A 17,568-nucleotide genomic window follows, 5' to 3' on the forward strand; every position below is an offset into this window, starting at 1 on the left:
TCGGGCGTCAGCCCTCGCCGCGGCGGCGGCGGATGCCGAGCACGAGGCCCACGCCGATCGTGAGCAGCGCCGCGAGGGCGAGCCAGCCGGCGACCTCGACGCCCGTGCGCGGCAGGTCGCTGCCCGCCTGGCCGCCCTCGGCGCCCGACTCGGGGTCGCCGATGTCGGAGCCGGGGTCGCTCGGCGCCGGCGCGCTGGGCTCGGGCGTGCCGGGGTCGGACGGGCCGGGCTCGCTGGGCTCGGGCGTGCCGGGCTCGCTCGGGCCGGGGGTGCCCGGATCCTGCGCGAACTCGATGACGATGTCGCCGGAGACGACCGTGCCGTCCTCCTCGACGCCCGTCCAGCGCACCGGCGTCGGGTCGCCCGTGAAGCCGTCCTCGGGCGTGAAGGTGATGAGACCGGTGGTCGCGTCGACCTCCCACAGGCCCTCGCCGGGCACGACGAGGCGCATGACCTGCGCGCCGAAGGCGTCGAGCAGGCGCACCGAGGCGCGCTGCAGCGTGGGCGACTTCGAGCCCGGGTCGACCGTCACGGGGCTGCCCGCCGGGGCGGTGGCGACGATGTCGGCGACCTGCTCGGCGGCGCCGGCCGTGACCTGCGGGCGGTACGTCGCCGCAGCCGCGGTGCCGTTGGCGTCGAGCACGCGGTACGCGACGCCCGTCGCGGTGCCGACGAAGCCGGCCTCGGGCGTGAACTCGATGCGGCCGTCGACGAGCGCGTACGATCCCTCGCCCGGCACGACGACGACGGTCGCGGGGGCGCCGACGGCGTCGAGCAGCGTGAGCGAGTCGCGCACGAGCGGCACCGCCGCGTCTCCGGCGGCGTCGTTCGCGAGCGGGTCGACGGACTGCGTCGCGCGCTGCACGCCCGTCGACGAGTCGTCGGCGGCGACGGGCGTCACGGCCGTGACGGCCGCGCGCGCCGTGCCGACGGCGGGGATGCCGTTGGCGTCGCTCACGCGGTAGCCGACGGCGGGCGTCGTGCCGACGAAGCCGGGCTCGGGCGTGAAGACGAGCACGGGCACGTCGCCCGAGCGGTCGATCGTCCAGACGCCCTGACCGTCGACGACGACGCGGTCGACGGGCTGGCCGGCGTCGTCGAGCAGCTGCAGCGTCGCGGGGCGCAGCGGCACGTCGGCGTCGCCGGGCTCGTCGTTCGCGAGCACGTCGACCACGACGGGCGCGCCCTGGCGGCCCGTGCCGAGGTCGGGGCTCGCGATGGGCGTGACGGCGCCGATCGTGGCGCCGACCGTCGCGGTCGCGACGGTGCCGTTGGCGTCGGCGACGCGGTACGGCACGGGCGTCGCGTCGCCCGAGAACGTCGCGGCCGGCGTGAACGTCACGACGGGAGCGGCGGGCGTCGAGCGGTCGATCGTCCACACCCCCTCGCCCGCGACCTCGAGGCGGTCGACGCCGACGCCATCCGCATCCACGAGCTGCAGCGTCTCGGGGCGCAGCGGCACCGTCGGGTGGCCGGCGGCGTCGTTCGCGAGCACGTCGATCGTCGCCGCGGCGCCCTGGCGGGCGGCGCCGACGTCGTTCGTCGCGACGGGCTCCACGGCCGTGACGGTCGCGCCGAGGGATGCCGTCGCCTTCGTGCCGTTGGCGTCGGCCACGACGTAGCCGACGGGCGACGCGTCGCCCGAGAACGTCGGGAGCGGCGTGAAGACGACGCGCGGCGTGGCGGGGTCGGAGCGGTCGATCGACCAGGTGCCCTCGCCGTCGACCTCGCGGGTCGCGACGGGCGCGCCTGCGGCGTCGAGCAGCATGAGCGACGCGGGGTCGAGCGCGACGGCGGGGTGGCCGGCGCGGTCGTTCGCGAGCGGGTCGATGCGCACGGGCGAGCCCTGCAGCGCCGATCCGGCGTCGTCGGTCGCGACGGGCGTCACGGGCGTGACCTCGGCGATGACGATCGCGGCGGTCGTCCACGTGCCGTTCGCGTCGGCGACGGCGTACTGCACCGAGGCGCTGCCCGTGAACGTCGGGTCGGTCGCGAACACGATGCGTGGCTCGGCACCTGCGCGGTCGATCGTCCACGTGCCGACGCCGGGCACGGCGACCTCGTCGACGTGGGCGCCGTTGGCGTCGAGCAGCGTGAGCGACGACGCGACGAGCGGCACGCCCGGCGCACCGGCGCGGTCGTTGTCGAGCGGCGAGACGGCGACGACGGCGCCCTGGCGGGCCTCGCCCTCGTCGTCGACCGCGATGGGCGTCACGGCGGTGACGCGCACGGCGACCTCGGCCGTGACCGCCGTGCCGTTGGCGTCGGCGATCCGGTACGACACGGGCGTCGCGTCGCCCGTGAACGTCGCGAGCGGCTCGAACACGACTCGCGGGGCGGCCGCATCCGTGCGATCGATGCGCCACGTGCCCTGCTCGGGCACCTCGAGCGTCGACACGGCGTCGCCGGCGGCGTCGAGCAGCGTGAGCGTCGACGGGCGCAGCGGCACCGACGGGTGGCCGGCGTCGTCGTTGGCGAGCACGGCGATCGAGGCCGCGCGACCCTGCGTCGTCGTGGCCTGGTCGTCGGTCGCGATCGGCGTGACGGCCGTCGCGGTGGGCGTGAACGTCGCCCGCACGGTCGTGCCGTTCGCGTCGGCGACGCGGTACGTCACGGGCGTCGCGGCGCCGACGTGGTCGGCCTCGGGCGTGAAGACGATGCGCGGGCCGCCCTCGGCGGCGCGGTCGATGGCGTAGCGGCCCTCGCCGGCGACGACGAGCACGTCGACGGGCGCGCCGGCTGCGGTGAGCAGCGTGAGCGTCGACGGCACGAGCGGCACCTCGGTGCGGCCGGGCACGTCGTTCGCGAGCGGCGCGGTCGAGATGGGCGAGCCCTGCAGGCCGGATGCGACGTCATCGACCGCGACGGGCGCGACGACGGCGACGGTCACGACGACCTCGGCCCGCACGAGGGTGCCGTTGGCGTCGGCGACGCGGTAGGCGACGGGCGCCGCGTCGCCGCGGAAGCCTGCGGCGGGTGCGAAGCGCACGACCGGCTGGTCGTCGGCACCGAGCTCGATCGTCCACGTGCCCTCGTCGAGCACGAAGATGCGGTCGGTCGGCTCGCCGTCGGCGTCGAGCAGCGTGAGCGTCGACGGCACGAGCGGCACCTCGGGGTGGCCGGCAGCGTCGTTCGCGAGCACGTCGACGGTCGTCGGCGCGCCCTGGAACGTCTCGCCGCGGTCGGCCTCGGCCGTGGGCGCGACGGCCGCGATGGTCGCGGCGATCGTCGTGCTCGTGCGCGTGCCGTTGGCGTCGCGCACCTCGTAGTCGATGGTCGCGGTGCCGCGGAAGCCGGCCTCGGGCGCGAACGTGACGGTGGGACCGTCGGTGCCCGTGCGGTCGATCGACCACGTGCCCTCGCCCCGCACCACGAGGCGCTCGACGGGCTCGCCGTCGGCGTCGAGCAGCATGAGCGAGTCGGCGTCGAGCGGCACCTCGTCGAGGCCCGCGACGTCGTTGGCGAGCGGCGCGACCGTGACCGGTGCGCCCTGGCGCGCCGAGCCGGCGTCGGCGACGGCGACGGGCGCGACGCCCGTGATCGTGGCGGCGAACGCGGCCTCGACGGTCGTGCCGTTCGCGTCGGCGACGCGGTAGCGCACGGCGTCGGCCGTGCCCGTGAAGCCGGGCAGCGGCGTGAACACGATGCGCGGGCCGCCCTCGGCGTCCAGGTCGAGCTCGTAGGTGCCCGCGTCCGCGATCGTCACGCTCGTCGCATCCGCGCCGTCCGCGTCGAGCAGCGTGAGCGTCGACGGCACGAGCGGCACGTCGGGGTGACCGGCGGCGTCGTTCGCGAGCGGAGCGACGGAGGCGGGGGCACCCTGGCGCGCGGCCGCCTCGTCGTCGTGCGCGACGGGCACGACGGGCGCGACGCGCACGCCGACGGTCGACGCGGCGGTCGTGCCGTTGGCGTCGGCGACGCGGTAGGCGACGGTCGTCGCGGGGCCCGAGAAGCCCGGCTCGGGCGCGAAGCGCACGACGGGCGCTGCCTCGACGGTGCGGTCGACGCTCCACGTGCCCTCGCCGGTGACGACGAGCTCGTCGACGGCGGTCTCGCCGTCGAGCAGCACGAGCGTCGACGGCACGAGCGGCACGTCGGGGTGGCCCGCGGCGTCGTTGGCGACGACGTCGATCGTCACGGGCGCGCCCTGGCGCGTGCCTGCCGAGTTGGGGTTCGCGACGGGCAGCACGGCGCCGATCGTCGCGGTGGCCGACGACGTGGCGGGCGTGCCGTTGGCGTCGGCGACGCGGTACGCGACGGTCGACTGGCCGACGAAGCCCGGCAGCGGTGCGAAGACCAGCACGGGAGCCTCGACCGTCGAGCGGTCGACCGTCCAGGTGCCCTGGCCCTCGACGAGCAGCTCGTCGACGGCGGTCTCGCCGTCGAGCAGCGTGAGCGTCGACGGCGCGAGCGGCACGTCGGGGTGGCCCGCGGCGTCGTTCGCGACGGCGTCGATCGTCACCGACGCGCCCTGGCGGGCCGAGCCGCCATCAGGGGCGGCCGTCGGGGTGACGGCGTCGATCCTCACGTCGACGACGGCGGATGCGTGGGTGCCGTTGTCGTCGGAGATCCGGTACGAGATCGCGGTCGCGTCACCCGTGAAGCCGGCGAGCGGCGCGAAGACGACGAACGGCCCGCCCGCGGTGGTGCGGTCGATCGTCCACGTGCCCTCGTTCGCGACCTCGATGCGGTCGACGGGCGCGCCGTCGACGAGCAGCATGAGCGTCGACGGGTCGAGCGGCACCTCGTCGAGGCCGGCCTCGTCGTTCGCGAGCACGGCGATCGACACGGGCGCTCCCTGGCGCCCGGTGGCGGCGTCGGGGTCGGCGACGGGCGTCACGGCGATCGACGTCGGGGTGAACGTGGCGCTCGTGCGCGTGCCGTTGGCGTCGGCGACTCGGTAGGTCACGGGCGTCGCGGCACCGACCCACGTGTCGAGCGGCGTGAAGACGATGCGCGGGCCGCCCTCGGCGTCGGCGTCGATCGCGTACGTGCCCTGGCCGTCGATCGTGACGGTCTCGGCCGGCTGGCCGTCGGCGCCGAGCACCTCGAGCGTGGCGGCGTCGAGCGGCACGTCGGCGTGGCCGGCCGCGTCGTTGGCGAGCGGAGCGACCGAGACGGGCGCGCCCTGGCGAGCGGAGGCGACGTCGGCGGTCGCGACGGGCGTCACGGCCTCGACGACGGCGGTGACGGTCGCGATCGCGATCGTGCCGTTGGCGTCGGCGATCGCGTAGCGGGCGGGCGTCGCGGTGCCCGCGAAGCCCGGCTCGGGCGCGAACGCGATGCGCGGCGTCGTGTCGTCGGCGACCACCGAGTAGGTGCCCTGGCCGGCGACGGTCACGGCCTGGACGGGGGTGCCGGCGGCGTCGACGAGCGTGAGCGTCGTCGGGTCGAGGGGCACGTCGTCGTGGCCGGCCGCGTCGTTCGCGAGCGGTGCGACGGATGCCGTGGCACCCTGGCGCGACGTGGCGACGTCGGGGCGCGCGGTGGGCGTGACGGCGTCGATGATCGCGGTCGCCGTCGAGGTCGCGACGGTGCCGTTGGCGTCGGCGACGCGGTAGGACACGGTCGAGGTGCTCGCGAACGACGGCAGCGGCGTGAAGACGAGCACGGGCGCGTCCTCGTCGTCGCGGTCGACGCGCCAGGTGCCCTGGCCCTCGATCTCGACCTCGTCGGCATCCGCGCCCGCGGCATCCACGAGCGTGAGCGTCGAGGCGACGATCGGCACGGCGGGGTCTCCGGCGTCGTCGTTCGCGACGGCGTCGATCGTCACGGTCGCACCCTGGCGGGCCTCGCCGGAGTCGGCGACGGCGATGGGCGTGACGGCCGCGATCGTGGCGGTGACCTGCGCGGTCGCGGTCGTGCCGTTGGCGTCGGCGACGACGTACGTGACGGCGTCGGGCGTGCCGACGTAGGTCGCGACGGGCGTGAAGACGATGCGCGCCGCGACGAGGTTGGCGCGGTCGATCGACCAGGTGCCGACGCCGTCGACCTCGATGGTCGTGACGGGTGCGCCGTCGACGAGCAGGCGCACGGACGCGGGGTCGAGCGCGACGTCGGGGTGGCCGGCGGCATCGTTCGTGAGCACGGCGACGGATGCCGCGGCACCCTGGCGGGCGCTCGCGACGTCGTCGGTCGCGGTGGGCGTCACGGCGACGAGCGTCGCGGTGGCGGTCGATGCCGCGGTCGTGCCGTTGGCGTCGGCGACGCGGTAGGCGACGGTCGACGAGCCGGCGTAGGTCGGCAGCGGCGCGAACGCGAGCACGGGGGCGCTCTCGACGCGGCGGTCGACGGTCCAGGTGCCCTGACCCTCGATCGCGAGCTCGTCGACGGCGGTCTCGCCGTCGAGCAGCGTGAGCGTCGGGCGGTCGAGCGGCACGTCGGCGGCGCCGGCACGGTCGTTGGCGAGCGCGTCGATCGTGACCGTCGCGCCCTGGCGGGCCTCGGCGGCATCCGGCGTCGCGACGGGCGTGACGGCGCCGATCGTCGGCGTCATGGTCGAGGTCGTCGTCGTGCCGTTGGCGTCGGCGACGCGGTAGGTCACGGGCGCGGCGGTGCCGACGAACGACGGCGCGGGCGTGAACACGACGCGCGGGGCAGACGCGGTGGAGGCGTCGATCGTGTACGTGCCGCCGACGACGCGCACGGTCGTCACGGCTGCGCCGGTGCCGTCGAGCAGCGTGAGCGTCGAGGGCACGAGGCGCACGTCGGGGTGGCCGGCGCGGTCGTTGGCGAGCACGGCGACGGATGCCGCTGCACCCTGGCGCGCGGAGGCGACGTCGGGGTTGGCGACGGGCGTCACGGCGTCGATGGTCGGGGTGACGGATGCCGTGGCACGCGTGCCGTTGGCGTCGGCGATCGAGTACGTCACGGCCGTGGCCTCGCCCGTGAAGGCGGCCAGGGGCGTGAAGACGACGCGCGGCGCGGATGCGGTGGCGCGGTCGATCGTCCAGGTGCCCTGGGCCTCGACGACGAGCTCGGTGACGAGCGCGCCGCCGGCGCCGACGAGGCGCAGCGATGCGGGGTCGAGCGCGACGGCGGGGTCGCCGGCGACGTCGTTGCCGAGCACGGCCAGCGACACGGGCGCGCCCTGGCGGGCGGAGCCGGCGTCGGGGTTGGCGACGGGCGTCACGGCGGTGAGCGTCGGCGTGAAGGTCGCGGTCGTCGTCGTGCCGTTGGCGTCGGCGACGCGGTAGGCGACGCCGGTCGCGGCGCCGACGAAGGCGGGCAGCGGCGTGAAGACGACGCGCGGTCCGCCGGCGGCGGCGCGGTCGAGCGCGTAGGTGCCCTGGTTCGCGACGACGAGCATGTCGACGGCGGTCGTGCCGTCGAGCAGCGTGAGCGAGCCGGGCACGAGCGCGACGGCGGCGTCGCCGGGCACGTCGTTGGCGAGCGGCGCGACCGACACGGTCGAGCCCTGACGCCCGGTGGCGGCGTCGTTCGCGGCGACGGGCGTCACGGCCGTGAGCGTCGCGGCGTACGTCGCGATCGTCGTGGTGCCGTTGGCGTCGGCGACGCGGTAGCGCACGGCCTCGGCGGTGCCGACGAACGTGGACTCGGGCGTGAAGACGATGCGGGGGCCGCCCTCGCCGCCGCGCTCGATGGCGTAGGTGCCCTGGCCGGGCACGCGCAGCGCATCGACGGCGGTCGTGCCGTCGAGCAGCGTGAGCGTGGATGCGTCGAGCTGCACGTCGGCGTGGCCGGGGATGTCGTTGAGCAGCGGCTCGACGGCGACGGCGGCGCCCTGGCGACCCGAGGAGGCGTCGTCGATCGCGACGGGCGTGACGGCGGTGAGCGTGGGCGTCGCGGTCGACGTCGTGCGCGTGCCGTTGGCGTCGGCGACCGAGTACGTGACGGCGTCGGCGGTGCCGACGAAGGTCGCGTCCGGCGTGAAGACGACGCGCGGCGCTGCGGCGTTCCTCGCGTCGATCGCGTACGAGCCTCCCGTGACCGCGACGGTCGTCGCGGGCTGACCCTGGGCGTCGAGCAGCTGCAGCGTGCTGGGACGCAGCACGACCGCCGGGTCGCCGGCGAGGTCGTTGGCGAGCACGGCCATCGACACGGGCGCGCCCTGGCGAGCGGTGCCGGCGTCGGGGTTGGCGACGGGCGTCACGGCCGTGATGGTCGGGCGGAACGTCGCGGTGGTCGTCGTGCCGTTGGCGTCGGCGACGCGGTAGGTGACGACGGTGGCGTTGCCCGTGAAGCTCGACACGGGGGTGAACACGATGCGCGGTCCGCCCTCGGCGGCGCGGTCGAGCGTGTACGTGCCCTGGCCGGCGACGGTGACCTCGTCGACGACGGTCGTGCCGTCGAGCAGCTCGAGGGTCGAGGCGTCGAGCGGCACGTCGGGGTGGCCGGCGTCGTCGTTCGCGAGCGGTGCGACGGATGCGGCGGCACCCTGGCGTGCGGTGGCGAAGTCGGGGTCGGCGCCCGGCGTGACGGGGGCGATGGTCGCGGTGATCGTCGTGGTCGCGACGGTGCCGTTCTCGTCGCGCACCTCGTAGTCGATCGTCGCGTCGCCCGTGAAGCCGCGCTCGGGCGCGAACGTCACGGTCGGCGCTGCGGGGTCGGTGCGATCGACGGTCCACCGGCCCACGCCGGCGACGGCGAGCTCGGCGACTGGCTGGTCGTCGGCGTCGAGCAGCGTGAACGTCTCGGGGGCGAGCGGCACGTCCTCGATGCCGGGCGCGTCGTTCGCGAGCGGTGCGACGGTCACGGAGGCGCCCTGGCGGGCGGCGCCGCCGTCGGGGGCGGCGACGGGCTGCACGCCCGAGATCGTGGGCGTGAAGGCCGCGGTGGCCGTGGTGCCGTTGGCGTCGGCGACGCGGTAGCGCACGGGGTCGGCGGTGCCGACGAACGACGCGAGCGGGGCGAAGACGAGCGTGGGAACGCCGGCGACCTGCTCGATGCGGTACGTGCCTGCGGTCACGTCGACGGTCGTCGCGGGCTGGCCGTTCGCGTCGAGCAGCTGCAGCGTCTCGGGGTCGAGCGGCACGTCGGGGTGGCCGGCGGCGTCGTTCGCGAGCGGTGCGACGGATGCCTCGGCACCCTGGCGCGCGGCGGCCTGGTCGTCGGCGGCGACGGGCGTGACGGCCTCGAGCATCGCGGTGGCGCGCGCGGTCGTCACGGTGCCGTTGGCGTCGGCGACGGCGTAGGTGACGCGCGAGGTCGCGCCGCCGAACGACGGCAGGGGCGTGAAGACGAGCACGGGGGCTGCGACGGTCGTGCGGTCGACGCGCCAGGTGCCGCGGCCGTCGACGACGAGCTCGTCGACGTCGTTCCCTGCGCCGTCGCGCAGCGTGAGGGTCGACTGCACGAGCGGCACGTCGGGGTGTCCTGCGGTGTCGTTGGCGACGGCGTCGATGACGACGGCGAGGCCCTGACGCTCGGACTCGCGGTCGTTCGTCGCGACGGGCACGACGGGCGTGATCGTGGGCGTGAACGTCGACGACGTGCGGGTGCCGTTGGCGTCGGCGACCGAGTAGGTCACGGGTGCCGCCTCGCCGGTGAACGAGGCGGCGGGCGTGAAGACGATGCGCGGCGCGGTCTCGGAGGCCGAGATCGCGTAGCGGCCGCCGGCGACGTCGACCGTCGAGGCGGGGTTGCCGGCGCCGTCGAGCAGCACGAGCGTCGACGGCACGAGCGGCACGTCGGCGAGGCCCGGGCGGTCGTTCGCGAGCGGGGCGACGGATGCGGGGGCACCCTGGCGCGCGGCGGCGACGTCGGGTGTCGCCGCGGGCGTGACGGCGGTGATGGTCGCGGACGCGACCGACGTCGCGGCGGTGCCGTTGGCGTCGAGCACTCGGTAGCCGACGGGGTCGGTGGTGCCGACGAACGACGACTGCGGCGTGAAGACGAGCACGGGTGCCTCGACGACGCCGCGGTCGACGCGCCACGTGCCGGCGGCCGTGACGACCTCGTCGGTCGGCGCGCCCGCGCCGTCGAGCAGGGCGAGCGTCGCGGGCGCGAGGGGCACGTCGGCGTGGCCGGCGAGGTCGTTGGCGACGGCGTCGATGCGCACGGCTGCGCCCTGGCGTGCGGAGGCCCAGTCGGCCTCCGCCGTCGGGATGACGGCGTCGATCGTCGGCGTGACGGTCGCGGTCGTCGTCGTGCCGTTCGCGTCGGCGACGCGGTAGGTCACGGGCGTCGCCTGGCCGGTGAAGGTCGGCACGGGCGTGAAGACGACGCGGGGTGCTGCCGCGTCATCGCGCGTGATGGCGTACGTGCCCTGGCCGTCGATCGTCACGGTCGCGGCGGGCTGACCGTCGGCACCGAGCAGCTGCAGCGTCGAGGGCACGAGGGGCACGTCGGCGTGGCCGCGCGCGTCGTTGGCGAGCACGGCGACCGAGGCGGGAGCGCCCTGGCGGCCGGCGGCGACGTCGTTCGCGGCGAGCGGCGTGACGGTCGTGATGGTCGCGACGGCCGTCGAGGTCGCCTGGGTGCCGTTGGCGTCGAGCACGCGGTAGCCGACGGCGGTCGTGAGGCCCGAGAAGCCGGGCAGCGGCGCGAAGACGAGCTCGGGGCCGCCCTCGGCCTCGAGGTCGACGGTCCACGTGCCCTCGTTCGCGACGACGAGCTCGGCGACGGGCGTCGCGCCCGAGAGCAGACGCAGCGTCGCGGGCTGCAGGGGCACGTCGGCGTCGCCGGCCTCGTCGTTCGCGAGGGCGTCGATGCGCACGGTCGCGCCCTGACGGCCGTCGCCGGAGTCGGGGGCGGCGATGGGCGTGACGGGCGTGAGGATGGCGCGGGCGGTCGCATCGGCGGGCGTGCCGTTGTCGTCGCGCACGCGGTAGTCGACGGCGGCGGTGCCGGTGAAGCCGGGCAGCGGCGTGAAGACGAGGCTCGCCGTGGCGCGGTCGATCGTCCAGGTGCCCTGGCCGTCGACGACGGCCTCCGTCACCTCGGCGTCGCCGGCGAGCAACGTGAGCGAGGCCTCGTCGAGCGGCACGTCGGCGTCGCCGGGCTCGTCGTTGGCGAGCGCGTCGATCGTGACGGTGGCGCCCTGGCGCGCGGTGCCCTCGTCGTCGGTCGCGACAGGGGTCACGGCACCGATCGTGGCGATGGCGGTCGAGGTCGCCTGCGTGCGGTTGGCGTCGAGCACGCGGTAGGCGACGGCCGTCGTCGTGCCCGTGAAGGCGGCGAGCGGCGTGAAGACGAGCACGGGGGCGTCGCCGTCGCGGTCGACGGTCCAGGTGCCCTCGTTCGGCACGACGATCTCGTCGACGAGGGCGCCGTCGGCGAGCAGCGCGAGCGTCGCGGGGTCGAGCGGCACGTCGGCGTGGCCGGCGGCGTCGTTGGCGAGCGCGTCGATCGTCGCGGGCGCACCCTGGCGGGCCGAGCCGGCATCGGGGCGCGCGATGGGCGTGACGGCGCCGATCGTGGGCGTGAAGCGGGCCGTGGTCGTCGTGCCGTTGGCGTCGGCGACGCGGTACGTCACGGGCGCGGCCTCGCCGGCGAACGCGGCGTCGGGCGTGAAGACGATGCTCGGCTGCGCGCCGGCCTGGATGGCGTAGCTGCCGCCGGCGACGGTCACGGTCGCGGTCGGGGCGCCGTTCGCGTCGAGGAGCTGGAGCGTGCTGGGCACGAGCGGCACGTCGGCGTCGCCCGCGCGGTCGTTGGCGAGCGGCGCGACGGATGCGGGCGAGCCCTGGCGTGCGCTGGCGACGTCATCGACGGCGACGGGCACGACGGCGCCGATCGTCACGGTGACGAGCGCGGTGGTCGTGGTGCCGTTGGCGTCGGCGACGCGGTAGGTCGCGGCCGTCGGGGTGCCGACGTACGAGGCGAGCGGCGTGAACACGACGCGCGGCGCGGATGCGGTGCGCGTGTCGAGCGTGTAGGTGCCCGCGCCATCGACGAGCACGGAGCTCGCGGGCTGGCCCTGCGCGTCGAGCAGCGTCACGGATCCGGGTGCGAGGGGCACGTCGGGGTGGCCCGCGGCGTCGTTGGCGAGCACGGCGACCGATGCGGGCGCGCCCTGGCGTGCGCTGGCGACGTCGTCGACGGCGCGGGGCACGACGGCGCCGATCGTGGGCGTGACCGTGGCGGTCGTCGTCGTGCCGTTGGCGTCGGCGACGCGGTAGGTGACGGCGGTCGCGGTGCCCGAGAACGCGGGCAGCGGCGTGAAGACGACGCGCGGCGCCGCAGCGTCGGCGCGGGTGATCGTGTAGGTGCCCTGGCCGGCGACCACGACCTCGGTCGTCGCGGCGCCGGCGCCGTCGAGGAGGCGCAGGGTGTCGGGGCGCAGCGGCACTGCGGCGTCGCCTGCGGCGTCGTTCGCGAGCACGGCGACCGATGCGGCCGCGCCCTGGCGTGCCGACGACGTGTCGTTCGCGGCGACGGGCGTCACGGCCGTGATCGTGGGCGTGAAGGTCGAGGTCGCGGTCGTGCCGTTGGCGTCGGCGATGCGGTACGTCGCGGGCGTCGCGGTGCCGGTGAAGGCGGGCGCGGGGGCGAAGGCGAGCACGGGGCTCGCGGCGACGGTGCGGTCGACGCGGTAGGTGCCCTGGCCGGGCACGACGAGCAGGTCGACGGCGGCGCCGTTCGCGCCGAGGAGCGTGAGCGACGAGCGCACGAGCGCGACGTCGGCGTGGCCGCGGGCGTCGTTGGCGACGACGTCGACCGACACCTCGGCGCCCTGACGGGCGGTGCCGGTGTCGGGGTTGGCGACGGGCGTGACGCCGGTGACGGTGATGCGGATGCTCGCGGTCGCGGTCGTGCCGTTGGCGTCGGCGACGCGGTAGGGCACGGGCGTGGCGACGCCCGTGAAGCCGGGCAGCGGCGTGAAGGTCACGATCGCACGGCCGTTGGCGGCGAACGAGAGCGCGTAGGTGCCCTGGCCGGTGATGACGCGCTCGGCGGTCGCCTGCCCCGTGGGGGTGAGCAGCGTCACCGACGAGTCGACGAGCGGCACGGCGGGGTCGCCGGCGTCGTCGTTGCCGATGGGCACGACGGCGACGGCGCCGCCCTGGCGCGTGGTGGCCGAGTCGTCGGTCGCGGTGGGCGTGACGGGCGTGATCGTGGGCGTCACGGTGGCGTCGGCGGTCGTGCCGTTGGCGTCGGCGATGCGGTAGCGCTGCGCCGTCGCCTCGCCCGTGAACGCCGGCAGCGGCGTGAACACGATGCGCGGCGCGCTCGCCGTCGATCGGTCGATGCTCCAGGTGCCCTGGTTCGCAACCGTGATGGTGGTCGCGAGCTGACCGTTGCCGTCGACGAGGCGCAGCGACGCGGGGTCGAGCGGCACGCCGGCGTCGCCGGCGGCGTCGTTCGCGAGCACGGCGACGGAGGCCGGGGCGCCCTGGCGCGCCGACGACGTGTCGTTGGCGGCGGTGGGCGTCACGGGGGTGATCGTGGGCGTGATCGTGGAGGTCGCGACGGTGCCGTTCGCGTCGGCGACGCGGTACGTGACGGGGTTGGCCTGGCCCGTGAAGGCGGGCAGCGGCGTGAAGCGCACGACGGGCATCGTCGGCGTCGTGCGGTCGACGCGGTAGGTGCCCTGGCCGGCGACGACGACCTCGTCGACGGAGGCGCCGTTCGCGCCGACGAGCGCGAGCGTCGTGGGCTGCAGGGGGCGGCGGGCGTCGCCGGCGGCGTCGTTGCCGAGCGGCGCGACGGCGACGGGCGCGCCCTGGCGAGCGGTGCCTGCGTCGGGGTTGGCGACGGGCGTCACGGCCGTGAGCGTGGGCGTGTAGGCCGCGGTCGTCGTGGTGCCGTTGGCGTCGGCGACGCGGTACGAGACGGGCGTCGCCGAGCCGACGAACGTCGACTCGGGCGTGAAGACGATGCGCGGGGTCGACGGCGTCGAGCGGTCGATCGTGTAGGTGCCCTGGCCTGCGACGACGACCTGGTCGGTCGCCTGGCCGCCCGAGAGCAGCGTGAGCGTCGCGGGCGCGAGCGGCACCGCGGCGTTGCCCGCCTGGTCGTTCGCGAGCGGTGCGACCGACAGCGCGAGGCCCTGCGCGCCGGTGGCGGCGTCGTTGGCCGCGACGGGCGTCACGCGCACGAACGTGGGCGTGTACGTGGTCGTCGCGGTGGTGCCGTTGGCGTCGGCGACGCGGTACGAGACGGATGCGGGCGTGCCGATGAACGTGCGGTCGGGCGTGAACGTGATGGTCGTGCCGCTGAGCGCGTAGGTGCCGCCGGTGACGGCGAGCGAGGTGACGGCCTGGCCGGAGCCGTTCAGCAGCGTGAGCGTCGAGGGCACGAGCGGCACGTTCGGGTTGCCGGGGGCGTCGTTGGCGAGGGACTGCGTCGACTGCGCGACGCCCTGCGGGCCCGTGGTGGTGTCGGGCTGCAGCGCGGGGTTCACGGCGGTGACGGTGACGGCGAGGGTCGTGCGGCGGTGGTTGCCGTTCGTGTCCTCGACGTCGTAGGTCACGGGCGTCGCTGCGCCGCGGAAGGCGGCGACGGGCGTGAAGACGATCTGGCCGTTCTGCACGGCGTACGTGCCTTGGCCCGAGACGGTGATGGAGGTGGCGAGCTGGCCCGTCGACGGGTCGACGAGGCGCAGGGTGGAGGCGACGACGTCGGTCGCGTCGTTCGCGAGCACGGCGACGGTCTGGGCGAGGCCCTGCGGGCCGGTCGAGGCGTCGGGGCTCACGCCCGTCTGCACCGTCGCGGTCCACGTCGCGGTCGTCGTCGTGCCGTTGGCGTCGGCGACGCGGTACGGCGCCGCGGTGGCGACGCCCGTGAAGCCGGGCAGCGGCTGGAAGGTCAGCTGCCCGTCGACGACGCGCCAGGTGCCTTGGGCTCCGACGGTCAGCTCGGAGACGGCCGTCGTGCCCGACAGCAGCGTGAGCGTGGAGCGCACGAGCGGCACGGCCGCGTTGCCCGCCTGGTCGTTCGCGAGCGGGTCGATGCGCTGCAGCGCGCCCTGCGCGCCCTGCGACACGTCGTTGGCCGCGGTGGGCGTGACGGCGGTCGTCGTCGCCGTGTACGTCGAGGTCGCCGAGGTGCCGTTGGCGTTCGTCACGCGGTAGGTGGCGCTGGGCGCGGTGCCGACGAACGTGCTCGTGGGCGTGAAGACGAGGGTCGAGCCGCTCACCGAGTAGGTGCCGCCCGTGACCGCGAGCGTCGAGACGGCCTGGCCCGAGCCGTTGAGCAGCGTGAGCGCGGATGCGTTCCAGCCGACGTTCGCGTTGCCGGTGGAGTCGTTGGCGTAGGGGTTCACCGACTGGGCGACGCCCTGCGGGCCGGTCGTGGCGTCCGCGTTCGCCGCCGGCGTCACGGGGGTGACGGTGGCGGCGATCGTGGCCTGCACCGTCGTGCCTGCCGTGGTGCCGACGCGGTAGTCGATCTGCGTCGCGGCGCCCGTGAAGGCGGCGACGGGCGTGAAGACGACGTTCGTGCCGCTGATCGACCACGTGCCCTGACCCGACACCGTGTAGGAGGTCACGGAGGCGCTCGTCGTCGGGTGGACGAGCCGCAGCGTGGAGCCGTCGAGCGTGACGCCCTGCGCGCCGTCGTTCGCGAGCACGGCGATGGTCTGCGCGACGCCCTGCGGGCCCGTCGACGCGTCGTCGACGGCGACCTGCGTCACGGTGGGCGTGTAGCGGGCGGTCGCGGTGACGCCGCGCGAGTCGGCGACCTGGTAGCGCACGCCCGAGGCCTGGCCGACGAAGTCGGCGACGGGCACGAACGCGATCGCGCCGGTCGAGGTGTTGACGGTGTACGTGCCCTGACCCGCGACGGTGAGCGACGTCACGGCCGAGGTGCCGTCGAGGATGCGCACGCTCGAGGGCACGAGAGGCACGGAGGCGACGCCGGGGGCGTCGTTCGAGAGCACGGCTGCCGTCTGCGTCGCGCCCTGCGCGCCGGTCGTGGCGTCGTCGCTCGCGGTGGGCGCCGCGGGCGCCGTGACCGTGACCGTGAGGGTCGCGGTGGTCGAGCGGCCGGCCTCGTCGGTGACGCGGTACGTGAGGGCGGGCGCCGTGCCGACGTAGCCGGCGGCGGGCGTGAAGGTGATGGCACCGTCGGAGGTGCGCACCGTGTACGTGCCCTGCGCGGTCGTGAGCGTCTGCACCCAGCTGGAGCCCGACTGCAGGCGCACGCTCGAGGGCGTGAACGCGACGCCGCCCGTCGTGTCGTTGTCGAGCACCGGCACGGTCGTGGCGGTCTCGAACGCCGTCGTGCGGGCGTCGTTCGCTGCCGAGGGCTGCGGCACGGTGATGGTGAAGGCGTGGTCCTCGACCTCGCCGCGCTGCGCGACGCCCGTGGGGTTCGCGACCATCGCGGCGGTCGAGCCGATGCGCAGGCGCGCGTACGTCGGTGCGGCGCTCGTCGAGCTCGCGGCGTCGTCGGGCACGACCCACGACAGCCACACGTTGCCGCTCGAGCACGTGCCGAGCGCGCGCTCGTCCGAGTCGAACGTGCCGTTGCCGTCGAAGTCGATCCACGCGCCGACGCTGTTCGTGCCCGACGACGACGCCGCGCACGCGATCGGATACGTGATGGTCTGCCTGGGTGCGACGGTGATCTCGAAGCCCGTCGGGACCGCATCCTCGTCGTCGAGGCCGTCCTGGTCGTCGCCAACGGCGCCCGCGGTCGTGAACGGGCCGCGCTCGGCGTCGACGAGGCTGCCGAGGCGCGGCGTGGACTGCTGCCGGGTCGCGAGCGCGAACGACGAGCTGCTGACGTTCGTCGCGTTCGTCGTGGTGAGGGTGCCGCCCGAGAACGGGTTCTCGAGGCCGTGCGTCGCGGTGCCGTACGACGCCGGGGCGTCGCTGTGGTCGAACGAGGCGACGACGCCGAACGCCGCAGCCTGGACGCCGCCGCCGTAGAGCTCGATGTTCGTGATCGACGTCGCTCCGTCGGCCATGGCGACGACGATGTTCGTGCCGCTGCCACATTCGCCCGTCGTGGTCATCGTGAGCTGGTTCGACGCGTTGCGCTGCGCGTTGACGTTGTACGCCGAGCAGACGCCCGCGGGCGTGCGGTCGAGGATGCGCCACGTGGCGCTCGACGCGATGGTGCCGCGGATGCGCTCGCTCGAGGCGAGGCTCTCGGCGTCGGCCATGACGAGGCCGTCGAGCGGGTAGGCGACGCCGCCGAGCGTCGCGGAGCACGCGATGTCGAAGTACGCGGTCGCGGCGTTCTGCGTCGCGAGGCCGATGGAGCCCGTGCCGGGATACAGGTTGTCGAGGTAGTCGCCGCTGTAGGCGCCCGGCGTGTAGGGCGTGAGGATGCGGCCGGTGCCACGGCTCGAGTCGCGGCTGATGTTCGAGAGCGTGCACGTGGTGATGAACGGCTGGCCGTTGACCTGCACCGTGTTCGTCTGCGTCGTCGAGCCCGAGTTCGGGATGGTGCCCGACCACTGGAACCAGTTGATCTCGTCCTGGTGGATGCCGGTGCCGCCGGTCGCGTAGGCGGCTTCGGCAAGGGCGGGCGGCGTGACGAGCGGTGCCGCGAGCGCGCCGAGCAGCACCGCCACGAGTCCGACGAGGAGTCCGTGGCGGAGCTTGCTGGGGCGCTGGCGGCGGGAGAGCACGGCGAGGAGACCTCTCGGAGGGCATGGGGGAAGGGATTGCGATGAACGCAGAGATGCTCCGGCGGCACTGATCCGCAGCCTCA

The 17,568-nt window shown here is 75.5% G+C and carries 1 protein-coding gene; it reads right to left on the reverse strand.

Annotation, left to right across the window (positions count from 1 at the left end; translation table 11 throughout):
• Window positions 1-7 precede the first annotated feature (7 nt).
• The gene (locus tag BLQ67_RS06110) at window positions 8-17,485 is read right to left on the reverse strand and encodes a CshA/CshB family fibrillar adhesin-related protein (protein WP_157674688.1); all 17,478 of its coding nucleotides are present in this window, start codon (window positions 17,483-17,485) and stop codon (window positions 8-10) included.
• Between the last annotated feature and the right edge of the window lie 83 nt (window positions 17,486-17,568).

Origin of the sequence: Agrococcus jejuensis, assembly GCF_900099705.1 — a bacterium.
Classification (GTDB): domain Bacteria; phylum Actinomycetota; class Actinomycetes; order Actinomycetales; family Microbacteriaceae; genus Agrococcus; species Agrococcus jejuensis.